Genomic DNA, 26348 nt, shown 5'->3' with positions numbered 1-26348 from the left:
CCCTCGCCTGCCACGGTGTCGGCTCACAAGCCTGCCTTGTGCCCCGGCGCGCGAGCGCCGGGGACACGGAGACAGGATCTGTCGGTGGGTGTGGGCCGGCTCAGCCTTCCTTGAGGCCGTCGGCCGTGCACGTCTGGCCCGGATAGGCCGCATAGGGGTTCGGTGCGATCCACTCGGGGAAGCTCTCGAGCACCTCGAACTGACCGTCCGACTTTGCCATGGCGATCTTCGGCCACAGCCAGGTATGCAGGTTTTCCGGATCGACGCGGATGCGCCCCTGCGGCGCGATCAGCTCCTGGCCCTTGACCGCTTCGCGGATGGTGGGCGGATCGATCTCGCTGCCGGCCAGCTTCTCCACGGCCTGCTTGAACAGGTAGACCTGGAAGTAGGACGGCTCGGACACGAAGTGCGTGACCTTGTCGTCGCCCCAGCGGCGCTTGTAGGCGGCCACGAACTTCTCGTTTTCCGGCGACTGGTGCACCATGAAGTAGGGCGCGGAGGTGAAGTGCCCGGCAGCCGCATCGCCACCCATGGCCGCAACCTCGTTTTCCGAGGTGGTCAGGCTGGCCATCGGCATCTTCTCCGGATCAAGGCCGGCCGCGCGGTACTGGCGGTGCAGCGCCACCACGGAATCGCCGACGACGGTCGAGAAGATGACGTTCGGCTGCGTGCTCTTGATCTTGTTGATCACCGAGGAGAACTCGGAGTGGCCGAGCGGAACGTATTCCTCGTTGACCACCTCACCGCCGAGCGTCTCGAGCAGCTTCTTGCAGTAGTTGTTCTCTTCCTTCGGATAGATGTAGTTCGAGCCGATGAGATAGAACTTCTTGCCGAACTTCTGCACCAGCCAGGGAATGAACTCGTCCTGCTGCTGGTTGGGAACCGCACCGGTGTAGATCACGTTCTTCGAGCATTCGCGGCCCTCGTAGAGGGTCGGATACCAGTAGAGATTGTCGCGCTTCTCGAAGACCGGGAGCACCGCCTTGCGGCTGGCCGAGGTGTAGGAGCCGAACACCGAGACGCACTTGTCGCCGACGACAAGCTTGCGCGCCTTTTCGGCAAAGGTCGCCGGGTCGGACGCCGGATCCTCGACGATCGGCACGATCTTCATGCCGTTGATGCCACCGGCCGCGTTGATCTCCTCGATCGCCATCAACGTCGCCTTGTTGAGCGACTCCTCGATGATGCCGGTCGTGCCGGTCAGCGAGAACAGGACCCCCACCTTGATCTCGCCGTTGGCCGCCCGCGCAAGCGACATGTTCTTGTTCCAGATGTGCGGAAACCCGGTCGCGGCAAAGGCGCCGGTTGCGGCGATGCCTTTCAGGAAACTGCGTCTTTTCATGGTCATGCAACCCTCCGGTCGGAAATGCGAAAAAGCCCCGCGCAGCCCCCCTTTCGGGCGGACGGCGTCGAGGCTCCCTTGCCAACGCTTTTTTGTGGGCGGACGTTGCCGCGGACATGCCGGATCGTCTTCTGGCGAAACAGGTTCGCCAAAATAAAAAACCCCGCAAACCGACCGACTGGTCAATTGCGGGGCATTGATGCCTGCATTTCGGGACGGCCTCGTTGCCATCCGCCGAGCGTTTCTTACGCTCGTTTAAATGTTAGCCAAGCAATTCCTGCGAGTCAACAATTGCGTTGGCGATCGCGCCGATCGAAACACGTTTGGACATCGCCTGACGGCGCAGGAACTGGTAGGCGTCCTCTTCGTTCATGCCCTTGCGGTGCATGATGATGGACTTGGCCCGCTCGACGCTGCGCATGTTGCGCAGGTTCTCGTCCAGCTTGTCGATGCGACCGCGCAGACGCTGCTCGTAGCGGAAATGATCCCGCGCCAGGGCGAGCGTACACTGCAGGGTGAGGGCATCGGAGGGCAACACGAGCACCCCGTGGGCGGCCGTGTCACGCAGCAGCTCCGGCCGGAACGGTCCGTTCTTGGGCAGCAGCGCGATCAGCGCCGATTCCGGCTCGCCCGGCAGCCAGGGCACGCGGGTGGGAAGGTCGTCGACCAGATCGCACAGCAGGACATCATAGCCCGTCGGCAGCGTCGCCGGCACGGGCCAGACATGCTGCGGCCGGGCCCGCAGCTTCTGCAGTTCGCGGATCAGGGCGTCGCCCTCGGCGGTCCGCTCGGTGATGACCCCGATGCTGATGTCGGCAAAGGGGAAGGTCGTCTGCCCGGGCCGCGCCACCGGCCGTCCGGCCGGGGCCGGAGCGGGTCCGCGCGCGGACAGCGTCAACATGGTCCGCCGTCCGCTGCGCTCGTTTGCCGAAAGACTGGAGCCACGCTCAAATCCGCCCGTCGGTCTCATGCTCATCAGGTCGCTCTTCCGGTTCAGACAAAGGCGAGGTTTCGGGCATAGCCGATCAGGTAGGGATCGGCATTCACCCGGGTTGGCGATTCGTAGACAAGGTCGAACTGGCCCTGCCGGTTCGCCTTGCCGATCCGGGTCCACAGGTCGGTATGCCCGCAGACCGGGTTGACAGAAATGTTGCCCTGCGGCGCGTCATACTCGGAGCCCATGACCGTGTTGCGCAGGACCTCCGTGTCCAGCGAATTGGTTTCCGCCAGCGTCTTGGCGAAGACATGCACCTGGAAATAGGCGGCCTCCAGGCACATGTTCGTGGACTGGTCCTCGCCATAGCGCTTCTTGTAGAGCTGGATGAAGGACGAGTTGCGTTCGCCGCCGATGCCCTGGAAATAGGGGGCTGCCGTGATGTGGCCTTCGCCGACGTCATAGCCCATGGCCTGGATCTCGGCCTCGGTCGTCGTCAGGCTGGCGATCGGCATCACCTTCGGGTCGAACCCCATGTCATGGTAGGTCTGGTAAAGGAAGATCGTGCTGTCGCCGACCACGGTCGAGAAGATGACGTCAGGCTTGGCAGCCTTGACCTCGCGCAGCAGCGGCTGGAACTCGGACCGGTCGGCCGCCAGGCGCACATAGCGTTCGCCAACGACCTCGCCGCCGCTGTTGGCCACCAGCTCGCGCATGATGCGGTTGCTCTCGCGCGGATAGACATAGTCCGACCCGATGAAGAAGAAGCGCCGGCCGTACATCTCCATCAGCAGGCGACAAAGTTCCACGCTGTTCTGGTTGGGCGCGGCCCCGGTGTAGATCACGTTTGGCGAGAACTCGAAGCCCTCGTAAAGGGTCGGGTACCACAGCAGGCCGTTGAGGCGCTCGACCACCGGCAGCACCGCCCGGCGGCTGGAGGACGTGTAACACCCGAACATGGTGGTGACGCCGTCCTCGATCATCAGCTTCTTCGCATAGCGGCCGAAAGCCCTGGCCTCTGAGCCCGGATCGTAGATCACCGGCTCGATGGGCCGGCCGTTGATGCCGCCGGCTGCATTGATTTCGTCGATGGCCGTCAACGTACCGCGCAACTGCGTTTCCTCGATGACGGCCATGAAGCCGCTCTGGGAAAACAGCACCCCGACGCGCCATGGGGCGGACGTCCGTTCAGATCCTCTCACCTCGATCCCCTCGTCTGCTGGTCCTGCCACACATCGCCAGATCATGCGCCCGACTTGTCCTTGGCCTGCGCGCCCGCCCTGCGGAAGCCGTCTGCGGACCGGGTGGATCGCCTGCCTCTTGCAGCCCCCGGCTTGCCCACAGCCCCGACCAGCCTCCGCCAACCTGCCCTGCCTCCAGGCCTGTCTTCTGGCCCGGATGCCATCAGCTCCGTCTCTCCCCGCCCCAGCCCGGAGAGAAGATGACGGACCTGCAACACGCTGTCCGCCTGTCCCGGAACAGCCGGGCCGGCAGGTTGCGGATGCAGGGACGGTCAACGGGTCAGCGCCCGCGGATCCCGGGCAGGCTGAGCATTGCGCGCATTCGTTCCCCTCAACGCCCGTTTCGGGCTCCCGTTTTCCGGGTTCTTCTTGCCTTGCCTGCCGGCAGCTCCTCGGCATCCGATGCGTCGCATCCGCCGGCAGGACTGTTGCCGAAGGGGCAGGAGAACCAGCTCCACCTGCCCGTTCATTAACATGCTCAGGAATTGAGCAGCTCTTTCAGCTTTTCGTCAAGGAACTTTACATCGACCGGGCTGGTTCCCGGCCCGCCGGCGAAATGCCCCCAGACGGATTCAAACACGATCAGCTTGGCATTGGGCATGTGCGCCACCTCGAACTCGCTGTCCTCCGGCGGGAAGTAGAGATCGGTACGGCCAGGCATGACATAGGCCTTGGCCTTGATGGCCCCAAGCGCCTTGCGGAAATCGCCGTTGTAGAGCTCGTTGTCGCTGATGTCGCCGTTCTGCCAGGTCCACAGCATGGTGAGCAGGTTGTTGGCGTCCTTCGGCAGGAAGAAGCCCTCCCAGAAGGCGACGAGGAAATCTTCCAGCGAGGAATAGCCGAGCGCCTTCAGATCAAGCTCCTGGCGGTAGAAGGCCTGCGAGAAGCCCCAGCCGGCATAGACGCGCGCCATGGCCCGCAGGCCCTTCTCCGGCTTCTTGTCGCCGTACCAGCCGTTGTTGAAGGCCGCGTCCGCCGTGAGCGCCGCCTTGACGCCTTCGAGAAACACGAAATTGTGCCGGGAGCATTTGGCCGAGCCGCAGAACGGCGCGATCCGCTCCACCATGTCGGGATACATCGCCCCCCAGTGGAAGGTCTGCAGCGCCCCCATCGACCAGCCGGTCACCAGCGGCAACTTGGTAATACCGAAGTGCTCGGTCACCAGCTGGTGCTGGGCGCGCACGTTGTCATAGGCGGTGATCTGCGGAAACCGGGATGCGTTGTAGGGCTCGGGGGTGTTGCTCGGCGAGGAGGACAGGCCGTTGCCCAGCATGTTGGGAATGACGATGAAATACTTGTCCGGATCGAGCGCCATGCCCTTGCCGATCAGCCATTCGTTGTCGGGATGCTGGCCCGAATACCAGGTCGGATAGACGATGGCATTGTCCTTGGCCGGCGACAGCGTGCCGAAGGTCTTGTAGGCGAGCTTGGCGCCCCGCAGGGTCGCGCCCCGCTGCAGGCGAAAATCTCCCAGATCGTACAGCTTGTAATCGACGCTCATGAAACTCAGTCCCCTTTGGTCTTTCTTGATGTGGCGGCCGGGAGCGCCCTGGCGGCGCCCCCGGCGGCAGCTGTGTCAGGCCGAAGCCTTCTGCGACGCGCGCGACTGGCCGATCACCGCATAGGCGATGCCGCCCGCGAGGCCGGCGCAGATGGCCGTCGAGAGATACGGCGCGTAGAACTCGACGACGAAGGCGACCAGCGAGCCGATGATCCAGGCAAGGAACGCCTGGCCGCGCCAGTCCTGATCGATCACCGCCGGGCGGCGCAGGACATACTGGTCGACGATGATGATGGCGCCGATCGGCGGCACGAGGATGCCGAGCAGCGACAGCCACTCGATGAAGAAGGCCCAGACGTTGCCGGCGGCGACCACGATGCCGATGATGCCGAGCACCACGGCCATGATGCGCATGTGGCTCGACAGGATGCGCGACCAGCCGGTCGCCGCATTGTAGAGGCAGTGGGCGCAGACCGAACCGAGGTTGCAGTAGAGGAACAGGAAGGCCAGCACGCTCAGGAAGCCGATCTGCTTGGCGTTCATGTAGCCGAACATGTTGTCGGCCCCGAACGGATTGGCATCCGGCACGGCAAGCGCGGCCGTCGTCACGCCGCCCACCAGCATCGCCACGAGGTTGGCGAAGGGGAAGGCGCTGAAGGTGGCCACCAGCGAGCTGCGGCTGTCGGCCGCCCAGCGGTTGAAGTCGGCCGTCACCGTGCCCGCATCGATGAAGAGCGCGATCACGACCGTCAGGCCGACGCCCATCGACATGGTCGCCACGCCGTTGTTGCCGGCATAGGCATAGATTGCGCCCCAGCTGGTCGTCGCGGCCGCATCGAACATCACGTAGAGGCCAAGGATGATGAAGGCGGGCACCGACACGAGGCCGATCGCATGCAGCCCGCGCACGCCGACGAAGGTGATGCCGATATAGAGAACGCCGGCCAGCACCGTCATCATCACGTAGTTGAGTTCATAGGCGGTGCTGATCAGCGCCCCGGTAATCCCGGTCTGCACGGCGTACCAGCCGAGCAGCAGCGTCGACAGCAGGCCCGACGCCAGCACGTACCCCTTGCGACCGAACACCACGCTGGCCATCAGCGCGAAGTTGAAGCCCGTCCGGGTCCCGAGCAGGCCCAGCAGGCCGACGTAGACGAGCATGATCAGGTTGCCGACGATCATCGCGGTCAGCGCATTGGCAAAGCCCATGCCCAGCACCAGCAGCGAGCCGGTCATGGCCCCGGTGATGATCATCGGAAAGCCGATCCACACCGTGGTTACCGAAAACATGCTGCGCCGTGCTGCCATGGGCACGGCGGTGTGTTCGTATTCCGCTCCGAGCACGTGGTCGACTTCGGTCTCCACGGCTTCCACATTCTGCGTCAGTTTTGACATGCGACTCCCCTCTTTCCGTTCGTCACAAGCCAAATTGCGGCGAGGTCAGCCGGGCTCGTTCGGGCACGACTTCCTCGCCCCCGGCACCGGTTCTTCAGACCCAGAAACGCAAAAAGGCCTCCGCATGGCTCCAGTGAAGGAGACATGGGGAGGCCTTTTTGCCTGCGCTTTCGTCCGGCGCCGGTGCCGGTATCCGGATTAACCCGGACAAGACATGACGATAGAGCGCGTCCGGACGTGTGTCAATTGCATGAAAATAGGCCATCCGTCGAAGAACATCCGCCGGATGGCCCGCAGGCTTCCCTTACTGCCGCTCGCCAGGCCTGGGGTCCCGAACCCTGCCACCGGACCGGCGCATCGGCCAGCGGGGAACTGAGGATCAGCGCGCGAGATCGCGCTGGTAGATCCAGTCATGGTCGGGATGGTTCTTGAAGCGCCACTTGCGCATGGGGCCGGCCATGACGTTGAGATAGTACATCTCGTAGCCATAGGGCGCGCCGCAGGGGTGGTGCCCCTTGGGCACCAGCACCACGTCATGGTTGCTCACAGCCATGGTCTCGTCGAGCGAGCCGTCTTCCGTGAACACCCGCTGGATGCCGAAGCCCTGCGCCGGGTTGAGGCGGTGATAATAGGTTTCTTCCAGATAGGTCATGTCGGGGAAGTTGTCCTCGTCATGCCGGTGCGGCGGGTAGGACGACCAGTGGCCGGACGGCGTGAACACTTCCGTCACCAGCAGGCTGCCGGCCACATCCCGCCCTTCCATGGCGATGTTGTGGATGTAGCGGGTGTTGGTCCCCTGCCCGCGGCTTTCCAGCGTCAGCCCCTCGGGACCGAGCACCTGCACCGGATGGGTGGACTGCCCCGGCGCGGTGCAGACCGCCAGCGTCAGGGCCGTCGTTGCCCGCACCTGCCATTCCGACTTGTCCGGCACGTAGACGCAGGCCGGCGGCAGTTTCTCGAACACGTCGAGCCGCAGGCCAAGCTCGCCGAAGGACTGGCCTCCGGCGCTCACCTCGGCCTTGCCTTCCACCAGAACGAGGATCGCCTCGCGGCCGCCGGTTGCCTCGCGCAGCTCCTCGCCCGCCTCCAGGCGATAGAGGTCGAAGCCGACATAGCCCCAGTTTGCGGCCTCGGGCGTGATGGCGTGAACCTTGCCACGGGTGCCGGTCGGCCGGCGCAACAGGTTGGTCATGACTTGTCTCCAGCGTCATCCGGCTTGGGACGGTAACTCACCAGCAGCATCCAGGCTGCATAGGCAGCGATTGCGACGAAGAACAGCGCCCAGCCGGTCGCCCCGGTCCAGGCCTCGACACCGGCCCAGGCCAGTGTCACCCCGACAATGGCAAGGCGGCGCCACAGGGGCCGGTAGAAGGGATGATCCGGGTCGATGATCTTCATCTGGGTCTCTTTGTTGGAAGGGAACACGTCGTCAGAGTGTTCCGGCTATAGCAACACGCGAGGCCGCACGCTTCACATTTCCCCTTGCAACGACCCAGAGCCCGTGAGCCGTTTGACGCACCGCGACCTTAAGGAACGTACCAGCCTGACTGTCGTGCCGGGCCTGTCAGCGCCCCTGCCCCGCGTGGGGAGAAGGGCCGGGGCGCTTTTGGCTCATCCACGCTGAGGGCTCACGTGCGGCGGTCCAGCCCCACGTCCTTGGCCAGCGCCTTCAGCGCCGTCAGCCCCATGCTCTGGTACTCGAAGGGGATGCGGACACTCGGGTCCTGCTCGGCCTCGATCACCAGCCAGCCCTCATAGCCATGCGCCGCCGCCGTGGCCAGAACCGGGCGGAAGTCGACGCCGCCCTCCGGGTCACCCGGCACAGTGAAGACGCCGCGGCGCACGCCTTCGAGGAAGGACAGCCCCTCCTCGCGCACCTGGCGCATGATCGCCGGACGCACGTTCTTGGCATGAAGGTGACGCACGCGGGCCATGTGGCGCTCGGCCACCGCCGCCGGGTTGCCGCCGCCGAAGTAGCAGTGGCCGGTGTCGAACAGGAGCTTCGTGGCCGGGCCAGTGTGCTTCATGAACAGGTCGATTTCCGCCTCGCTCTCCACCACCGTGCCCATGTGGTGATGATAGACCAGCGTGATGCCCTGCTCGGCCGCAAAGGCTGCCAGCGCCTCGACGCCGTGGCCGAAATCGGCCCATTCGGAGGCCGCCAGCACCGGCTTGTTGTTCACCGGCACGGCGTCATTGCCATGGATGGCGTTGGAGGTCTCGCAGGTGATGATCACCTTCGAGCCGACAGCCTTCAGCAGGTCGAGGAAGGGCTGCATCGCCGCCTTCTCGTCCGCGATGGAGTTGGTCAGAAGATTGAGCGAGTGCCAGCCGGAGATGTACTTGAGGCCGCGTCCGCCCAGTTCTTTCGCGATACCCTCGGGCGTCACGGGCAGCTTGTGCCCTTTCTCGATGCCGTCGAAGCCGATCTTCGCGGTTTCATCCAGGCACTGCTCGAGCGAGATATGCGCGCCGAGCGTCTGGTCGTCGTCGTTGGACCAGGCGATGGGATTGGTGCCGTAAAGGATCATGGCTCAGTGTCTTTCCTGCAGCTTGCGTTCGTAATTCTCGCGGGCCGCCCGCACTTCGGCGCGCGGGGAAACTTCCGGAACCGCCACATCCCACCAGTGGCCGCCATGCGGAGTGGACGGATAGGGGTCGGTGTCGATCACCACAACGAAGGGACCGGCCGCCGTCTTGGCCTCGGCAAGCGCGGCCTCCAGCTCGGCGATCGAACCGGCCTTCACGGCCTTCGCCCCCATGGCGCCGGCATGGGCGACGAAATCGATATGGCTCGGATTGGTGTGGATCGTGTGGTCGAGCAGGTTGTTGAACTCGGCCCCGCCGGTGCCCATCTGCAGCCGGTTGATGCAGCCGTAGCCCCGGTTGTCGGTGATCACGACGGTGATCTTCTGGCCGAGCATGACGGCGCTGGCCAGCTCCGAGTTCATCATCATGTAGCTGCCGTCACCGACCATGCAGATCACGTCCCGGTCAGGCTCGGCCATCTTGATGCCGAGCGCGCCGGCGATCTCGTAGCCCATGCAGGAGAAGCCGTATTCCATGTGATAGGACATGGGACGCGACGCCTTCCACAGCTTGTGCAGCTCGCCCGGCATGGTGCCGGCCGCGCACATGACGACCGTGTCGGGCCCGGCCGCCCGCTGCACGGCGCCGATCACCTGCTGATCGGTCGGCAGGCCGTTGGCCTCTCCGACCGGCGCCGCCGTCAGCGGATCGACCTTGGCAAACCACGCCTGCTTGAGCCCGGCCGACACCTCCGGCCCCTGATGCTGGCCAAGGCCGGCGCTGAGCTCGTCGAGACAGACGCGGGCATCGCCCTGGAGCGGCACCGCGCCATGCTTCATCGCGTCATAGGCCGCGACGTTGATCGACACCAGCTTGCGCGCCGGGTTGCGGAACAGGCCCCACGAACCGGTGGTGAAATCCTGGAACCGCGTGCCGACGCCGATCACCAGATCAGCCTCGGCCGCGACGGTGTTGGCGCTCTCCGCCCCGGTGACACCCACGGGACCGAGGTTCATCGGATGATCCCACGGCAGGGCCGACTTGCCGGCCTGGCTTTCGACCACGGGAATGCGATGGCGGGCGGCAAACCAGGCGAGAGCCTCGGTGGCGCCGGAGTAATGCACGCCGCCGCCGGCGACGATGACGGGCCGCTTGGCCGCGCAGATGAGGCCGATGACCTCGACCAGTTCGCTTTCGTCCGGCCGGATCCGGCGCTGGCGCCAGATGCGCGGCGCGAAAAACTCCTCCGGCCAGTCATAGGCTTCCGCCTGGACGTCCTGGCAGAAGGCGAGCGTCACCGGGCCACAGTCGGCCGGGTCGGTCATCACCGCCATGGCACGCGGCAGCGCGGTCAGAAGCTGTTCCGGCCGGGTGATGCGATCAAAATAGCGCGACACCGGACGGAAGCAGTCATTGGCGCTGACGGTGCCATCACCGAAATCCTCGATCTGCTGCAGCACCGGGTCCGGGCCCCGGTTGGCAAAGACGTCGCCGGGCACGAACAGCACCGGCAGGCGGTTCACATGGGCAAGCGCGGCCGCCGTCACCATGTTGGTGGCGCCCGGTCCGATCGACGAGGTGACGGCCATGGCACGCCGGCGGCCAAGCTGCTTGGCATAGGCAATGGCGGCATGGGCCATGCCCTGCTCGTTGTGACCGCGATAGGTCGGCAGCTCGCTGCGGATGCCGTGCAGCGCCTCGCCGATCCCGGCCACGTTGCCGTGCCCGAAGATGGCCCAGACGCCGGCGATGAAGGGCACGCCGTCCTCGGTCATCTGCCGGGTCAGCCAGCGGACCATCGCCTGCGCGGCAGTCAGTCGGATCTTGCTCATGCTGCCACTCCCTGCGCTGCCCGCGCCTTGTCCCAGGCGGCCGACAGTTTCGCAAAATTCGCCGCCATCAGCGCGATGGCACCCTTGTCGTCGATGGTCCCGGCGAGCCACGCCCGGGCGGCCTCGCTGTAGATGGTGCGCCCGACCGCAAAGCCCTTCACGAGGTCATGCCGCGCAGCCTCCTCGAAGCAGGCCATCAGCTCGGCCTCCGGCGCGTCCAGCCCCAGCACCACGATGCCGCGCACATGCGGATCATGGCCCTTGATCATGGCGCAGGTCCTGGCCCAGGCTTCGGCCGAGCGCATCGGCTCGAGCTTCCACCAGTCCGGATAGATCCCCAGCCGGTAGAACCGGTCGATGATCTCCGCGGTCGTGTCATCGTCCACCGGGGCGACCTTGGAGGGAATGACCTCCAGCAGGAATTCCAGCCGGTTGCGGCGGGCGGCCGCATAAAGCCGGTGGATCACGGCCTCCTGCTCGGCCCACATCGCGGCGTCGTCCTGCGGATGGCAGAAGCAGAGCACCTTGACCACATGATCGAGCGGCCATTCGTTGAGCCCGCCATAGTCGGGCCCGATGTCGGGCTCCAGCGTCAGCGGACGTGACCCCGGCCATTCCACCGGACGGCCGATCCAGAGCCCCTTGCCGGCCGCCTTGTGCAGCGCCGTGCGGCCGAGCCGGCCATCGCACAGAAGGCCGAAGCCCTTGCGTCCGTTGGCCACCCGCTCGACGGCATCCAGGCACAGCTCCTTGAAGGCACCGATCTTCTCGGCCGTCGCCCCCGGCAGTTCCTCCATCTGCTTGCGATGATCGAAGGCGAAGACATGCATCTCGCTCCAGTCGCCGCTGCGGGTCGTCGACCAGTGGATCTGCTCCAGCTCCGCGTCCTTGCGCAGCGCCGGCGTGACGACGCCGCGCTTCAGGAAGAACTGCAGCTCCTCCCAGGAGGGATAGGCGGGCGTGCAGCCGTGCCGCGACACCGCAAAGGCGCCACAGGCATTGGCATAGGTCAGCGCCCGCACCCAGGTCTCGCCGTCAAGCCAGCCCTTCAGGAGACCCGACATGAAGCCGTCGCCGGCGCCGAGAACATTGAACACCTCGATCGGGAACCCGGGACCGGTCTCGCCGTCATCCAGCCGGTCGGGGATCGCGCCGGTGAAGGCGACAGCCCCCATCGGCCCGCGCTTGCAGACGAGCGTCGCCCGGCTCAGCTCGCGGACCCGGCGCAGCGCCGCCACGGTGTCCGTCGTGCCGCCGGCGATGTGAAATTCCTCTTCGGTGCCGACGATCAGGTCGAACAGCGGCAGATGCTGCTGCAGCCGGGCGGTCACCTGATCAGACGCGATGAAGCGGTTCTCGCCGTCGCCGTGCCCGGACAGGCCCCAGAGGTTGGGACGATAGTCGATGTCGAGCGCGGTCTGGCCGCCGGTTTCCCTTGCGATGCGCAGGGCCTTCAGCACCGCCGCCTCGGTGCGCGGATGCGACAGGTGCGTACCGGTCGCCACCACGGCGCGGGCGCGGGCGATGAAGGCCGGATCGATGTCCGCCTCGCACAAGGCCATGTCGGCGCAGTTCTCGCGGTAGAAGATGAGCGGGAACTGCTTGTCGTCACGGATGCCGAGGATCACGAGGGCGGTGAGACGCTCCGGGTCGGTCTTGACCCCGGTCACGTCAACGCCCTCGCGGATCAGCTGCTCGCGGATGAAGCGGCCCATGTGCTCATCGCCGACGCGGGTGATCAGCGCCGACTTGAGACCCAGGCGGGCGCTGCCGGCCGCCATGTTGGTGGGAGAGCCGCCGATGTACTTCTGGAAGCTCCCCATGTCCTCAAGCCGGCCGCCGATCTGCGAGCCATAGAGATCGACCGACGAACGGCCGATGGTGATGAGATCGAGGGTCTTGCTCATCCGCCTCAAGTCCTCAGCCCGTGACTTCGCTCAAGCTGACAGCCCGGCCTTCGGCGACGGACTTCAGCGCGGCTTCGGCGAGGGCGAGCGCCTTCAGCCCGTCGTCGCCCGTGGTCGGCGGAACCGACTTCTCGCCCACGGCCTTGATGAAGGCGGCAATCTCCGCCGCATAGGCCGCCGTGTAGCGGGTCATGAAGAAGTCCATCAGCGGCGGCTTGTGATAGCCGCTGGCGTTGGCGATCTCGATGTTCGCCTCGCGCAGGTTCTCCGCCGCCACCAGACCGTCCGACCCCAGCACCTCGATGCGCTGGTCATAGCCATAGACCGCACGGCGGGTGTTGGTGATGATTGCCTGACGGCCCGAGGCCGTGCGCAGGATGATGTTGACGCTGTCATAGTCGCCGCGCTTGCCGATCTCGGCATCGACGAGGACGGAGGCCGAGGCCATCACCGTCTCGACTTCCTCGCCCAGGAGCCACCGGGCCACGTCGAAGTCATGGATCGTCATGTCGCGGAAGATGCCGCCCGAGCGGGAGATGTACTCGTACGGCGGGGGCGAGGGATCGCGCGAGGTGATCGTCACCATCTCGACCTTGCCGATCTTGCCGGCATCGATCGCGCCCTTGAGCGCTGCGAAATGCGGATCGAAGCGGCGGTTGAAGCCGACCATCAGCGTCGCGCCGGTCTCCTGCACCACCTTGAGGCAGTTCTTCACCCGGGTGACATCCAGATCCACCGGCTTCTCGCAGAAGATGGCCTTGCCGGCGCGGGCAAAGCGCTCGATCAGGTCGGCGTGGGTGTCGGTCGGGGTGCAGATGACGACGGCATCGACGTCGCCGGCCGCCTCGATCTCGTCGATCGTGCGGATGGCACAGGCGTGCGCGGCCGCAAGGCTCTCGGCGGCCGCGGCAATCGGGTCGGCGACGGCGACAAGCACCGCCCCGTCGGTGGATGCAATCGCCTTGGCGTGGACCCGGCCGATGCGGCCGGCGCCGAGGACTGCAAATCGCATGGTCATGTCAGTTGTTTCCCAAGATTGAGATCAGGTCCGGCGCAACTCAGATCGTTCCGCCGAGCGAGCCTTCCAGCTCCGCCAGTTCCTTGCCGCCTGCCATCAGGTCCTGCAATTCTTCCGGCTTGATTTCCCCGCGCTTTGCCGTGCCGAGCGTCTTGCCACGGTTGAGCACCGTGAACCGGTCGCCCACCGCCATGGCGTGGCGCACATTGTGGGTGATGAAGACGACACCGATGCCACGCTTGCGCACCTTGTCGATGGTGGCGAGCACGTTGGAGGTCTGGCGCACGCCGAGGGCCGAGGTCGGCTCGTCGAGGATCAGCACCTTGGCACCGAAGTAGACCGCGCGCGCGATCGCCACCGTCTGCCGTTCGCCGCCCGAGAGCGTGCCGACCGCCTGGCCGGGCTCGCGCAGGTGGATGCCCATCGAGGCCATCTCGTCCATCGTGACCTTGTTGGCCTTCTCGAAGTCGATGAACCTGAACGGGCCGAACCGCTTCTCCGGCTCGCGGCCCATCCAGAAATTGCGTGTGACAGACATCAGCGGGATCATCGCCAGATCCTGGTACACGGTGGCGATGCCGGCCGCCATGGCGTCGCGCGGGCTCTCGAAGGTGACCGGCCTTCCGTCGATCAGGATCTCGCCGGAGGACGGCTTGTGCACGCCCGACATGGTCTTGATGAAGGTGGACTTGCCGGCACCGTTGTCGCCGAGCAGGCAGTGGCATTCGCCGGCCTTGACGTCGAAGCTGACACCGGCCAGCGCGATCACGGGCCCGAAGTGCTTCTGGATGGACTTCAGTTCGATGAGCGGGGCGGACATCAGCGTTCTCCCGTGATCATGCGGCGGATGTAGGTGTTGAGGATCACGGCCAGGATCAGGATGGTGCCGAGGAACACGCGGAACAGGGAGCTTTCGGCACCGGAGAAGAACAGGCCCTGCTGCACCACGCCGAAGATGATGGCACCAAGTGCCGCCCCGATCACCGAGCCATAGCCGCCGGTCAGCAGCGCACCACCGATCACCACGCAGATGATCGCCTCGAATTCCTTGAGCAGGCCGCGGTCTGCAGCGGCCGAGCCGAACTCCATGACCTGGCAAGTGGCAAAGACGCAGGCACAGAAGGCGCTGAACATGAACATGGACACCTTCACCCGGGCCACCGGCACGCCGACATAGCGGGCAGCCTGGGCGTCACCACCGGAGGCGAAGATCCAGTTGCCGAACTTGGTCCGCGTCAGCAGCACATGCCCGACGGCCACCAGCAGCACGGCCCAGACGACCAGCATCGGCACGCCCTCGACCACGGGCTGACCGGCGCGGGTACCGGCGACAAACTTCTCGATCAGGCCGATGTCGGCGAGCCAGACGAACAGGTCCTTGAACACCACGCCGCCGAACAGGAAGGCGAGCCAGTCATTCTGTGCCACATCCTTGACACCGCCGATGATGGTCTGGCGGGTCGTCAGCACCGACAGCCAGATGGTCAGGCCGCGCAGGATGTAGAGGAAGGCAAGGGTCACGATGAAGGATGGCAGGCCCGTCTTGATCACCAGCATGCCGTTCACCCAGCCGAGAAGGAGGCAGATGGCGAAGGCCGCGAGGATCGACACCCAGACGGGCAGTCCCCACTGGACGCTGAGAATGGCAATCACAATGCCGGCGAAGCCGATCATCGAGCCGACCGACAGGTCGAATTCCCCGGCAATCATCAGCAGGCAGGCGCCGACGGCGATGATTGCGAACTGCGCGGACACGACGGTCCAGTTTTTGATGCCTTCCGGTGCGAACATGCCGGAGTCGCCGGCGATCAGCAGGAAGAACAGGAAGACCAGGAGAGTGCCGGCTGTTGCACCCAGCTCGGGCCGGATCATGGCACGGCGCAGGGCCGAGACCTGCTTGATGCGCTCGTCCGTCATGAATGCCTCGATTGTCAGGAAGTCGCTCGAAAAAGGGGCCGGGGCGAACGGGCCGCCCCGGCCGGCGGTCTGGGAGGAGACTTAGCGGTACTGGCCGGCCAGCTTCTCGACCATCTCGATGTTGTCCTTGGTCACGAAGCCGGGACCGGAGTTGACCGAGTTGCTGGGCATGACGCCATAGCGGGCGAGATTGGTCAGGAACACGACCGGCAGGTAGCCCTGCAGGAAGGGCTGCTGGTCGATGGCGAAATCGATCTTGCCAGCCTTGATGCCGGCGGCGATTTCAGGCGAGAGGTCGAAGGTGCCGAACAGGATGTTGCCGGCCTTGCCGGACTGCTCGAGCGCAGCCAGCGTCGGATGGGCCGAGGTGGGGCCGAGCGCGAGGATCGCGTTGGTGTCCGGGTTGCTCTGCAGGTAGGCCGCGACCTTGTTCTGGATTTCGGCCGGGTCCTGACCCGCGTCGATCATCTGGTTGCCCAGCTCGACGCCGAGCGCAGCGGCAAAGCCCTGGCAGCGTTCGACCGAGGCCGGGTTGGTAATGTAGTGATTGACGCAAAGGAACTTCTTGGCGCCCGCGGCACCCAGACGCTCGCCGGCACCGAAGCCGGCATCAAATTCAGGCTGGCCGACATGCATCAGCGCGCCCAGCTTCTTCGACTGCTCCAGCGTGCCGGAGTTGATGGTCACGACCGGAATGCCGCGCGCCACGGCTTCGGTGATCGGGCCCGACAGGACGTCATAGTCGGCGATGGTGACGATGATGCCGTCCGGCTTGGAGGCAGCCGCCTGCTCGACAATGCGGGCCATGTCGGCCAGGTCACCGGTCGGCGGGTTGCGGTACTCGACCGACACCTTCATCTGCTCGCCCGCAACGGCAATCGCGTTCTTGATCGTGTTCCACCAGCTGTCGCTGTCCGGCGCATGGCTGACGAGAACGAACTTCTCGCCCTCTGCAGAAGCCGGAGCAACGAAACCGGCGACGGCAAACACCGCCGCTGCGATGGCGGTCAGGGTCTTTCTCATGAATTCCTCCCAAATCGGTTAGACCCGGAGGCTCCCTCCGTCCGGGCCGCCCGGCATCCGGCCGCTCTGCCGTCGCCGTTCACACTGGAATATTCATTCCATTTTTTGATTCAATGCAACAACTTTTTTATGGCTCGATTCTACGACCTGCCCCAACGGCAACAGCAAGGGCAATGGCAAGCGACAGGGTGGCCGAGAGGGCCCGGAACGATCCGAAGTCGACCTCCGCAACGGAAAGGACTGTCGCATCAAGCTTTTGCAGCGGGCTCATGACCGTGTCCGTGATGGCAATAACCGGCAGATCAAGCCCCCGCGCAACCTCCGCCAGCTCGACCGTTTCGGCGCTGTAGGGGGCAAATGTGATGGCGATCAGCGCGTCCCCTGGCCGCAGGGCGTGCCGGCGGTCGAGCTTTCCAACCGCATCATGCAACAGGGCCGGCACGCTCATCTTCTCGAAGGCATAGGCGAGATAGGCCGCCACGGGAAAGGTCCGGCGCAGGCCGATGATATGCACCATCTCCGCCTCGGCCAGCAGCTTGACGGCCTTGTCGAGACTGCGGCTATCGACCGTATTTGCCAGATTTTCCAAGGACATGCGCCCAGCGTCGATGAATTCGGCCAGAAGCGCGGAAGGGCTCCCGGCCCCGCTCTCGCGCAGGTTCTTGAGACGCGTCGCATAGTCCGGCCAGCCTTGCGAATAGGCATCGCGGAACAGGCGCTGCATCTCCGTATAGCCGGAGAAGCCGAGGATCTTGCAGAAGCGCATCAGCGCCGACGGCTGGACACCCGCAGCCTGCGCCATGTCCGCCACGGTGGAGACCGCGATGCGGTCGGTGTTGGCGGACAGGTACTCCGCACACTGGCGCAGCCGCTTGGGCAAGGTTTCCGATGCTTCCAGCAGACGCGCATGGAAGGCTTCGACGGTGCGGGGAGCCGGGCGTTGGGACATCGTCATTCCTTACAGGGTTCTGTTCTTGCTTGACAAAACACGATAACGCCGCGATGACAGAATTGGAACAAAAATTCCATTTTGTATCGGGAGGATTGTGAATGACCCTGGGGATTGGCCTCATCGGCACGGGCTTCATGGGCAAGGCCCATGCCCTGGCCTGGCGCAACGCCCGCGCGGTGCTTGGAACCGTGCCCGAGGTGCGGCTGGAACTGCTGTGCGACACGCCGGCCGACAAGGCGACAGGCTTTGCCAGCCAGTTCGGCTTCGCCCGGTCGACGGATGACTGGCGGGCCCTGGTCACGGATCCGCAGGTGGACATCGTCTCCATCACGACCCCGAACCGCTTCCACAAGGAAATGGCCCTGGCCGCGCTGGCTGCCGGCAAGCACGTCTGGTGCGAGAAGCCGATGGGCCTGACGCTGGCGGATGGGGAGGCGATGGCGGCAGCCGCAGCAGCCAGCGGCAAGACCACGATGGTCGGCTACAACTACATCCGCAATCCGGCCTTCCGTCACGCACAGAAGCTGGTTGAAGCCGGGCGGATCGGCCGCCTCGTGCATGTGCGCGGCATTGTCGACGAGGACTATCAGGCCGATCCCGATCTGGCCTGGACCTGGCGCGCGCGCCTGGAGGAAGCCGGCCTCGGCACGCTTGGCGACCTCGGCTGTCATCTCGTCTCGATGCTGACGGGCCTCTGCGGTCCGATCGAAAGCCTTGTTGCCGACATGCAGACGGTCCACACGACCCGTCCCCTGCCCGATGGCTCCGGGCGCGGCGCGGTGGAGAACGAGGACACGGCCACTGCCCTCCTGCGCTTTGCCAGCGGGGTTCACGGCTCCCTGTCCACGTCCCGGTCCGCCTGGGGCCGCAAGAACCGTCTCGGCTTCGAGCTGCACGGCACGAAGGGCATGCTGGTCTTCGATCAGGAGCGCATGAACGAGCTGCAGCTTTATGTGAACGAAGGGCCGAAGGCCGAGCAGGGCTTCCGCACTATCCTGTCCGGCCCCGAGCACGGGGTTTATGGTGCCTTCTGTCCGGCCCCCGGCCATCAGGTCGGCTTCAACGACCTGAAAGTCATCGAGGCGGCGGAACTCCTCACCGCCATCACGACCGGCACGCGGCCGCATCCCGATTTCGCCGCCGCGCTGGAGTTCGAGAAGGTGATCCACGGCATCGCCGAAAGCGCCCGCACCGGACAGCGCGTCGTTCTGGGCTGATCCGCCGGCGGCCGCCGCATCCGCGGCGGCCTGCCTCACCTGCGCCGATCAAGCGGCCCCGGTCAGCCCGCCAGTCAGGGTCCTGGGCGCAGGGCCCTGTGGCGCGCGGCACGTCCACCCTTGCGCCCTGTGGCCATGGCGCCGGTCGGCCCGGCAAGTGCGGCCAGATCAGTGACCTGCACGGTTGCAGGCACCAGCACCGGCCCGAATCGTACCTCGACCTCCGGCTCTGCGCCGCGCGAGGCCGCAAGCCCGGCCACCGGCGGATAGGCGCTCTGCGCGAGGCGGACAAGGTCGTCCACGCGCTCACGCCCCTCCACGCCTCCGAACACATAGGCCAGCCCGTTGCGGACCGTGAAGGCCATCATGCAGGTCATGTCTCCGGTCTGAGACTGCGGACAGCCGCTGCGCACACGCCCGGAGAGCGCCGTTTCCGCCAGGTCAAGGGCGTCGGCCATGTCGCCGGCCAGCGCCAGCCGCCGCGCCAGCAGCCGTGCCATGATGCAGGGGCGCCCGGTGTTGCGGCAGAACGTGGAGAAACCGTCACCGCCGTGTGGATGGGGCGCGCCGGCAGTTCTCTCGCCGGCGATGTCTGGATCAAGATCAAGGGAAATGCAGTCCACCGTGTCGCCCTCCGCGAACGGACGCGGGGTGGGCAAGGCCGCAAAGCTGGATGCGGCCGGATCTTGGTCCGGATACTGCGCGTGCCATCTTGCCTCCTGCCGGGGCACCCCGCCCGGTTTGGTTCAAGGGATGATGGCAGGTCTCCTGACTTGCGGGTCTTCGCGCCCCTGTCCCTTCCCGGCCGCGAGGGCCAGTGGTTCCGACAGGTATGCTCGCCGCCTACAGTTGCGGGGGCAGTCCCGGATTTGGACAGACACAGCGTCTGTCCGCACCGGATTCCCTTTTCATCCTTCCGCCGCCAGTCGGCACCGGAAGGAACCATCGCCACAAGGCTAGTCGAGCCGGCCCCGGGCTGCAAGAGCGCCCTTTGGCCGTGTAGCCGACGGCGCGGATCCGGGGTTCAGAGGCTCATGGTTGCGGCAACCGCCGTCTTCCAGGCCTCATACTTGCGGGCACGGGTCGCCTCGTCGATTCGCGGCTCGAAGCGGCGCTCGATTGCCCAGCCCTCGGCAAAGCCGGCCATGTCCGGATAGACGCCGGCCTGCATGCCGGCCAGCCAGCCGGCACCGAGCGCCGTCGTCTCCAGCACCGTCGGGCGGTCCACCGGAGCGCCGAGAATGTCGGACAGGAACTGCATCGCCCAGTTGTTGGCGCTCATGCCGCCGTCGACACGCAGCACGGACTGGCCGGCCGCGTTGGCCCAGTCCACCCGCATGGCCTCCAGCAAGTCGCGGGTCTGGTAGCCGACGCTCTCCAGCGCCGCCTTGGCGAATTCCCCCGGCCCGGAGTTGCGGGTCAGACCATAGATCGCGCCGCGGCAGTCCGGGCGCCAGTAAGGCGCGCCGAGACCGGTGAAGGCCGGCACCAGGATGACGGACTGGCCGGGATCCGCAGTTTCGGCCAGCGCCTGCGTTTCCCTCGCCTCGCGGATGATCTTGAGACCATCGCGCAGCCACTGCACGACGGCACCGGCAATGAAGATGGAGCCTTCCAGCGCATAGGTCGGCTTGCCGCCAATCTGGTAGGCGATGGTCGTCAGCAGGCGGCTTCTGGAGGTCACCGGCGTGTCACCGGTGTTGAGCAGCGCAAAGCAGCCGGTGCCGTAGGTGGACTTCATCATGCCCGGCTGGAAGCAGGCCTGGCCGACAGTCGCCGCCTGCTGGTCACCGGCAACGCCGAGGATGGGGATCTCGCGCCCGAACAGGTCTGCACGGGTGTGGCCGAAGACGGCAGCGCAGTCCTTCACCTCCGGCAGCATGTCCATCGGGATGTCGAGGAGCTTGCAGATCTCCGCGCTCCAGGCGCCCTTGTGGATGTCGTAAAGCAGCGTGCGGGCGGCGTTGGTGGCGTCGGTCACATGCACCGCGCCGCCGGTCAGCTTCCAGATCAGGAAGCTGTCGACCGTTCCGAACAGCAGGTCGCCGCGCTCCGCGCGCGCCCTTGCGCCCTCCACGGTGTCGAGCACCCACTTCAGCTTGGTGCCGGAGAAATAGGGATCGAGCAGCAGGCCGGTCGTGGCTGCCACCATGGGCTCGTGCCCCTCGTCCTTGAGGCGGCGGCAGAGATCGGCCGTGCGGCGGTCCTGCCAGACGATGGCATTGTAGACAGGCTGGCCGGTGTGACGGTCCCAGACGACGGTGGTCTCGCGCTGGTTGGTGATGCCGATGGCGGCAATGTCGTGCCCGCTCTTGCCGGCGCGCTCGATCGCCGCGCGGCAGGACCCCGCCGTCGTCGACCAAAGGTCGGCCGGATCGTGTTCCACCCAGCCGGGATGCGGGTAGATCTGCGGAAACTCCTCCTGCGCGCTGGCGACGATCTTCAGCGACGTGTCGAACAGGATCGCGCGGCTGGACGTGGTTCCCTGGTCGATGGCGAGAATATGCGTCACGTCGGCCTCCCCCGATAGCGCCTGGTGCGGCAGGTCTTGATTGGTCATATCCGATAGCAGGCCGGTGAGGCCGGCTCAATTGTCGATCGGTCCGAAGCGTTTCCGGAGCCGGTCAGCCCGAGGGCGGGACCTTGCGGCCCCGCCCCCGGTTGTCCATGGGTCTGTGGGTTACTTCCAGGAGGCGATCAGCTCGTCATAGGAGACGGTGATCGGCTTTTCCTTTTCGTTCGGGATCGGACCCTTCGGCGCGCCCGGCTGGTCGAACCAGTACTGGGCGGTCTGCTCGTCGTTGAGCTTCGGGCCGAACTCGCCCTGGACGCCAGCGCGTTCCAGACGCTCCAGGACCTTTTCCTGCTCGGCGCAGAGCGCGTCCATGGCTTCCTGCGGGGTCTTGGCACCGGACGACGCGTCGCCGATGTTCTGCCACCACAGCTGGGCCAGCTTCGGGTAGTCCGGAACGTTGGTGCCGGTCGGCGACCACTGCAGACGGGCCGGCGAGCGGTAGAACTCGATCAGGCCGCCAAGCTTCGGTGCGCGCTCGGTGAAGCTGTCATGCTGCAGCGTGGACTCGCGGATGAAGGTGAGGCCGACATGGCTCTTCTTCACGTCCACGGTCTTGGAGGTGACGAACTGGGCGTAGAGCCAGGCCGCCTTGGCGCGGTCCACCGGGGTGGACTTCATCAGCGTCCAGGAACCGGCGTCCTGGTAACCGACCTTCATGCCTTCTTCCCAGTACACGCCATGCGGCGAGGGCGCCATGCGCCACTTCGGCGTGCCGTCCTCGTTCACGACCGGCAGACCCGGCTTCACCATGTCGGCGGTGAAGGCGGTGTACCAGAACATCTGCTGGGCGATCTCGCCCTGGGCAGGCACCGGGCCGGCTTCGCCGAACACCATGCCGGCAGCGGCCGGGGGCGCGTACTTGTTCAGCCACTCGATGTACTTGGTGATCGAGTAGACGGCAGCCGGGCCGTTGGTGTCGCCGCCGCGGGTCACGCAGGAGCCGACCGGCTGGAAGTTCTCGTTGACGCGGATGCCCCACTCGTCGACCGGCAGGCCGTTCGGCTCGCCCTTGTCGCCGGCACCGGCCATCGACAGCCACGCATCGGTGAAGCGCCAGCCGAGCGACGGGTCCTTCTTGCCGTAGTCCATGTGGCCATAGACCTTCTTGCCGTCGATCTCGCGGCCGGTGAAGAACTCGGCGATGTCCTCGTAGGCAGACCAGTTGACCGGCACGCCCAGCTCGTAGCCGTACTTCGCCTTGAAGTCGGCCTTGTTCTTCTCGTCGTTGAACCAGTCGTACCGGAACCAGTAGAGGTTCGCGAACTGCTGGTCGGGCAGCTGATACAGCTTGCCGTCCGGACCGGTGGTGAACTTCAGGCCGATGAAGTCGGCAAGGTCGAGACCCGGGTTGGTCACGTCCTTGCCCTCGCCGGCCATCCAGTCGGTCAGGTTGCGGGCCTGCTGGTAGCGCCAGTGGGTGCCGATGAGGTCGCTGTCGTTGATGTAGGCGTCGTAGATGTTCTCGCCCGACTGCATCTGCGTCTGCAGCTTCTCGACGACATCGCCCTCGCCGATCAGGTCGTGGGTGACCTTGATGCCGGTGATGGCGGTGAAGGCCGGCGCCAGGACCTTGGCTTCGTATTCATGGGTGGTGATCGTCTCGGAAACGACCTTGATCTCCATGCCCTTGAACGGAGCGGCAGCGTCGATGAACCACTGCATCTCCTTTTCCTGGTCCGCGCGGCTCAGGGTCGACTGCGTACCGATTTCGGCGTCCAGGAACTTCTTCGCCGCTTCCATGTCGGCAAAGGCGCTTCCGGTCGAAACCAGCATGGCAAGGGCCATGGCCGTCGAAGTGTAATACAACTTCATTCAGTTTCCTCCCGAGTGATGTGATCCGAAGATCAGGTTGCCGTTCGTCCTCACACCCAGCGGAACACCGCCAGGGCATAGACGAGACAGGCGATCAGAGCCCCCCAGAGAGGGGCACCGAAGGCGGCGAGCCAGCCAAGCGTGATGAAGGCCGAGCCCAGAAGGGTAATGAAGAGACGGTCCCCGCGCGTCGTCTCGATGCGCAGCACGCCGACACGGGGCGTCTCGGGGTATCGGATCGCCAGCACCGTGAAGACGACGATGGTCAGGGCGATGGTCGAAAAGAAGATCGCGGTCGGAACGGTCCAGGCCATCCAGTCCATATCTGTTCTCCCTCAGATCAGACGCGGCCCAGGGCAAAGCCCTTGGCGATGTAGTTGCGGACGAAGTAGATCACCAGCGCGCCGGGGATGATGGTCAGCACACCGGCTGCCGCCAGCACGCCCCAGTCCATGCCCGAGGCCGAGACCGTGCGGGTCATTGTCGCGGCAATCGGCTTGGCGTTCACCGACGTGAGCGTGCGCGACAGGAGCAGCTCGACCCAGGAGAACATGAAGCAGAAGAACGCGGCCACACCGATGCCGCTCGCAATCAGCGGCATGAAGATCTTCACGAAGAAGCGGCCGAACGAGTAGCCGTCGATATAGGCGGTCTCGTCGATTTCCTTCGGCACGCCGCGCATGAAGCCTTCCAGGATCCACACCGCCAGCGGCACGTTGAACAGGCAGTGCGCCAGCGCAACGGCGATGTGCGTGTCGAACAGCCCGACCGACGAGTAGAGCTGGAAGAAGGGCAGAGCGAACACCGCCGGCGGCGCCATGCGGTTGGTCAGCAGCCAGAAGAACAGGTGCTTGTCGCCAAGGAACGTGTAGCGCGAGAAGGCATAGGCTGCCGGCAGCGCCACCGTGATCGAGATCACGGTGTTCATCACCACGTAGATCAACGAGTTGACGTAGCCCATGTACCAGCTCGGATCCGTGAGGATCGTCACGTAGTTGGCCAGCGTCGGCTCCTGCGGCCACAGCGAGAAGGTGGACAGGATTTCCGTGTTGGTCTTCAGGCTCATGTTGAGGAGCCAGTAGATCGGCAACAGCAGGAAGATCAGGTACAGGGCCATCACCACGGCGCGCGAGTTGAGGCCGGTGCGGCTGGCGCTGCGGCTGCGGGCCGGGGTGGAGGCGGTCATGGTCGCGGCGCCCATCAGAAGCCATCCCTTTTGTCGAGGTTGGTCATCACGGTGTAGAACACCCAGGAAATCAGCAGGATCACGAGGAAGTACATGATCGAGAAGGCGGCGGCCGGACCGAGGTCGAACTGGCCGAGTGCCATCTTGACCAGGTCGATCGACAGGAAGGTCGTCGAGTTGCCCGGCCCGCCACCGGTCACCACGAAGGGCTCGGTGTAGATCATGAAGCTGTCCATGAAGCGCAGCAGGATGGCGATCATCAGCACGCCCTGCATCTTCGGCAGCTCGATGTAGCGGAACACGCTCCAGCGGCTCGCCTGGTCGATCTTGGCCGCCTGATAGTAGGCATCCGGGATCGACTGCAGGCCGGCGTAGGCGAGAAGGGCCACCAGCGACGTCCAGTGCCAGACGTCCATGACGATGATCGTGGCCCAGGCGGCAACCGCATCCTGCGTGTAGTTGTAGTCGATGCCGAGCGCATGCAGCGTGGCGCCGAGGAGCCCGATGTCGACGCGGGCGAAGATCTGCCAGATGGTGCCAACCACGTTCCACGGAATGAGCAGCGGCAGCGCCATCAGGATGAGGCAGAACGAGGCCCAGAAGCCGCGCTTGGGCATGTTGAGCGCGATGAAGATGCCGAGCGGGATCTGGATCGCCAGGATCGTGGCCGAGAAGATCAGCTGCCGGCCAAGGGCCGCCCACAGGCGTTCGGCCGCCAGCATTTCCTCGAACCATTCGGTGCCGGCCCAGAAGAACTGGTTGTTGCCGAACGTGTCCTGGACCGAGTAGTTGACCACCGTCATCAGCGGGATCACCGCCGAGAAGGCGACGATCACGAGCACGGGAAGGACCAGGAACCAGGCCTTGTGGTTGACGGTCTTTTCCATCAGGCGGCCTCCCCCGGAACGCGCCAGCTGTTGGCATAGACATTGACGCGCGCCGGATCGAACACCACGCGGGTCATGTCGGACGTGATGCGGTCGCTCTCGCCCGCGATGATGTTGATGTCGGACCCGAAGAACTCGGCCCGGACGATCTTGTGCCGGCCCACGTCCTCGACGCGGCGCACCTTGACGGGCAGGCCCTCGCTGTCGGACAGGCGGGCGAACTCCGGCCGCACGCCGATCTGCACCTTGCCGTCAAGCTTGGCGTAGCCCTGGCCGAGCGGGATGGTCGCCCCGTTCACATAGGCCGTCGTCCCCTCGACCTTCGCATCCATGAGGTTCATGCCGGGCGAGCCGATGAAATAGCCAACGAAGGTGTGCGCCGGACGCTCGAACAGCTCCTGCGGCGTGCCGATCTGCACCACACGGCCGTCGTACATCACCACCACCTTGTCGGCGAAGGTCAGCGCCTCGGTCTGGTCATGCGTCACGTAGATCATGGTGTGGCCGAACTCGTGATGCAGCGACTTCAGCTGCGTCCGGAGCTCCCACTTCATGTGCGGGTCGATGACGGTGAGCGGCTCGTCGAACAGCAGCGCGTTCACGTCCTCGCGCACCATGCCGCGGCCGAGCGAGATCTTCTGCTTGGCATCGGCCGTCAGGCCGCGCGCCTTGCGGTCGAGAACGTCCTCCATCCCGATCATGCGCGCGATCTTCTGCACGCGGTCGGCGATGTAGGCCGGGGTGGCGCCCCGGTTCTTGAGCGGGAACGCAAGGTTTCCGCGCACGGTCATGGTGTCGTAGACGACAGGGAACTGGAACACCTGCGCGATGTTGCGCTCCGCCGTCGCCTTTTCGGTGACGTCGACGTCGTTGAACAGGATGCGGCCCTGGCTCGGCACCAGCAGGCCCGAGATGATGTTGAGCAGCGTGGACTTGCCGCAGCCGGACGACCCCAGCAGCGCATAGGCCTCGCCATCGTTCCAGACGTGATTGAGTTCCTTCAGCGCGAAGTCGTCTTCCGACTGCGGGCGCGGATTGTAGGAATGCGCGAGATTGTCGAGCGTGATCTTGGCCATGGGT

General features: G+C 65.4%; 23 protein-coding genes and 1 riboswitch. Of the genes, 1 reads left to right on the top strand and 22 read right to left on the bottom strand.

Annotated elements, in window-relative coordinates; translation table 11 throughout:
• Positions 1 to 100: 100 nt before the first annotated feature.
• The 15 genes from GWI72_RS16420 to GWI72_RS16350 form a co-directional block, all read right to left on the bottom strand.
• A complete protein-coding gene (locus GWI72_RS16420; protein WP_161709363.1) occupies positions 101 to 1348 on the bottom strand; it encodes a transporter substrate-binding domain-containing protein in 1248 nt (415 codons plus the stop codon).
• Between the two features lie 256 nt (positions 1349 to 1604).
• Positions 1605 to 2243, bottom strand: coding sequence for an ANTAR domain-containing response regulator (locus GWI72_RS16415; protein WP_161677151.1), 639 nt, complete (start codon positions 2241 to 2243; stop codon positions 1605 to 1607).
• A 92-nt stretch (positions 2244 to 2335) separates the two neighbouring features.
• A complete protein-coding gene (locus GWI72_RS16410; protein ID WP_161677152.1) occupies positions 2336 to 3523 on the bottom strand; it encodes a transporter substrate-binding domain-containing protein in 1188 nt (395 codons plus the stop codon).
• Between the two features lie 472 nt (positions 3524 to 3995).
• Positions 3996 to 5018: an alpha/beta fold hydrolase gene (locus tag GWI72_RS16405; RefSeq protein ID WP_161709362.1), complete on the bottom strand. Its 1023-nt coding sequence runs from the start codon at positions 5016 to 5018 to the stop codon at positions 3996 to 3998.
• Positions 5019 to 5093: 75 nt separating this feature from the next.
• Positions 5094 to 6413 carry a purine-cytosine permease family protein gene (locus GWI72_RS16400; RefSeq protein ID WP_161677154.1) on the bottom strand — a complete coding sequence of 440 codons (1320 nt, stop codon included), beginning with the start codon at positions 6411 to 6413 and terminating at the stop codon, positions 5094 to 5096.
• A gap of 379 nt (positions 6414 to 6792) precedes the next feature.
• The gene (iolB, locus tag GWI72_RS16395; protein ID WP_161709361.1) at positions 6793 to 7605 is read right to left on the bottom strand and encodes a 5-deoxy-glucuronate isomerase; all 813 of its coding nucleotides are present in this window, start codon (positions 7603 to 7605) and stop codon (positions 6793 to 6795) included.
• Entirely contained in the window at positions 7602 to 7811 is a 210-nt protein-coding gene (locus tag GWI72_RS16390; RefSeq protein ID WP_161677156.1) for a hypothetical protein, read from the bottom strand. The genes iolB and GWI72_RS16390 overlap by 4 nt, the downstream gene beginning before the upstream one ends.
• A 230-nt stretch (positions 7812 to 8041) precedes the next feature.
• Complete coding sequence (iolE, locus tag GWI72_RS16385) at positions 8042 to 8944, bottom strand: myo-inosose-2 dehydratase (protein ID WP_161677157.1); 903 nt, start codon at positions 8942 to 8944, stop codon at positions 8042 to 8044.
• A 3-nt stretch (positions 8945 to 8947) separates the two neighbouring features.
• Positions 8948 to 10774, bottom strand: a complete 1827-nt coding sequence (gene iolD / locus GWI72_RS16380) for a 3D-(3,5/4)-trihydroxycyclohexane-1,2-dione acylhydrolase (decyclizing) (protein WP_161709360.1) — start codon at positions 10772 to 10774, stop codon at positions 8948 to 8950.
• Positions 10771 to 12681, bottom strand: a complete 1911-nt coding sequence (locus GWI72_RS16375) for a bifunctional 5-dehydro-2-deoxygluconokinase/5-dehydro-2-deoxyphosphogluconate aldolase (RefSeq protein WP_161709359.1) — start codon at positions 12679 to 12681, stop codon at positions 10771 to 10773. Before GWI72_RS16375 ends, iolD begins: the two co-directional genes overlap by 4 nt.
• A gap of 13 nt (positions 12682 to 12694) precedes the next feature.
• A complete protein-coding gene (gene iolG, locus GWI72_RS16370) occupies positions 12695 to 13699 on the bottom strand; it encodes an inositol 2-dehydrogenase (RefSeq protein WP_161709358.1) in 1005 nt (334 codons plus the stop codon).
• A 40-nt stretch (positions 13700 to 13739) separates the two neighbouring features.
• On the bottom strand, positions 13740 to 14519 hold the full coding sequence (locus tag GWI72_RS16365; protein WP_161677161.1) for an ATP-binding cassette domain-containing protein: 780 nt from the start codon (positions 14517 to 14519) through the stop codon (positions 13740 to 13742).
• Positions 14519 to 15616, bottom strand: coding sequence for an ABC transporter permease (locus GWI72_RS16360; protein ID WP_161677162.1), 1098 nt, complete (start codon positions 15614 to 15616; stop codon positions 14519 to 14521). Before GWI72_RS16360 ends, GWI72_RS16365 begins: the two co-directional genes overlap by 1 nt.
• An 81-nt stretch (positions 15617 to 15697) precedes the next feature.
• Positions 15698 to 16639: a sugar ABC transporter substrate-binding protein gene (locus tag GWI72_RS16355; RefSeq protein ID WP_161709357.1), complete on the bottom strand. Its 942-nt coding sequence runs from the start codon at positions 16637 to 16639 to the stop codon at positions 15698 to 15700.
• A gap of 127 nt (positions 16640 to 16766) precedes the next feature.
• Positions 16767 to 17588, bottom strand: a complete 822-nt coding sequence (locus tag GWI72_RS16350; protein ID WP_161677164.1) for a MurR/RpiR family transcriptional regulator — start codon at positions 17586 to 17588, stop codon at positions 16767 to 16769.
• Positions 17589 to 17689: 101 nt separating this feature from the next.
• On the opposite strand from GWI72_RS16350, the gene GWI72_RS16345 reads away from it, so the two are divergent.
• Positions 17690 to 18808 carry a Gfo/Idh/MocA family protein gene (locus tag GWI72_RS16345; RefSeq protein WP_161709356.1) on the top strand — a complete coding sequence of 373 codons (1119 nt, stop codon included), beginning with the start codon at positions 17690 to 17692 and terminating at the stop codon, positions 18806 to 18808.
• Positions 18809 to 18882: 74 nt separating this feature from the next.
• Here the strand turns inward: GWI72_RS16345 and GWI72_RS16340 are convergent, their stop codons facing one another.
• From GWI72_RS16340 to GWI72_RS16310, 7 genes are all read right to left on the bottom strand, one after another.
• On the bottom strand, positions 18883 to 19431 hold the full coding sequence (locus GWI72_RS16340) for a hypothetical protein (protein ID WP_161709355.1): 549 nt from the start codon (positions 19429 to 19431) through the stop codon (positions 18883 to 18885).
• Positions 19432 to 19549: 118 nt separating this feature from the next.
• Positions 19550 to 19770: riboswitch (cobalamin riboswitch) on the bottom strand.
• 62 nt (positions 19771 to 19832) lie between these two features.
• Entirely contained in the window at positions 19833 to 21368 is a 1536-nt protein-coding gene (glpK, locus tag GWI72_RS16335) for a glycerol kinase GlpK (protein ID WP_179956200.1), read from the bottom strand.
• A gap of 120 nt (positions 21369 to 21488) precedes the next feature.
• Positions 21489 to 23195, bottom strand: a complete 1707-nt coding sequence (locus tag GWI72_RS16330) for an ABC transporter substrate-binding protein (protein ID WP_161709354.1) — start codon at positions 23193 to 23195, stop codon at positions 21489 to 21491.
• Positions 23196 to 23245: 50 nt separating this feature from the next.
• Positions 23246 to 23518 (bottom strand): DUF2160 domain-containing protein, encoded by a 273-nt coding sequence (locus tag GWI72_RS16325; RefSeq protein ID WP_161677169.1) that lies wholly within the window; start codon positions 23516 to 23518, stop codon positions 23246 to 23248.
• A gap of 17 nt (positions 23519 to 23535) precedes the next feature.
• Positions 23536 to 24312: a carbohydrate ABC transporter permease gene (locus tag GWI72_RS16320; RefSeq protein ID WP_244314393.1), complete on the bottom strand. Its 777-nt coding sequence runs from the start codon at positions 24310 to 24312 to the stop codon at positions 23536 to 23538.
• Positions 24313 to 24395: 83 nt separating this feature from the next.
• A complete protein-coding gene (locus tag GWI72_RS16315) occupies positions 24396 to 25268 on the bottom strand; it encodes a carbohydrate ABC transporter permease (protein WP_161677170.1) in 873 nt (290 codons plus the stop codon).
• Positions 25268 to 26344 carry an ABC transporter ATP-binding protein gene (locus GWI72_RS16310; protein WP_161677171.1) on the bottom strand — a complete coding sequence of 359 codons (1077 nt, stop codon included), beginning with the start codon at positions 26342 to 26344 and terminating at the stop codon, positions 25268 to 25270. The genes GWI72_RS16315 and GWI72_RS16310 overlap by 1 nt, the downstream gene beginning before the upstream one ends.
• Positions 26345 to 26348 lie beyond the last annotated feature (4 nt).

Source organism: Pannonibacter sp. XCT-53, from assembly GCF_009915765.1.
GTDB lineage: Bacteria > Pseudomonadota > Alphaproteobacteria > Rhizobiales > Stappiaceae > Pannonibacter > Pannonibacter tanglangensis.
The sequence above is the reverse complement of the archived record's forward strand: the minus strand, read 5'-3'. Positions and strand labels throughout refer to the sequence as shown.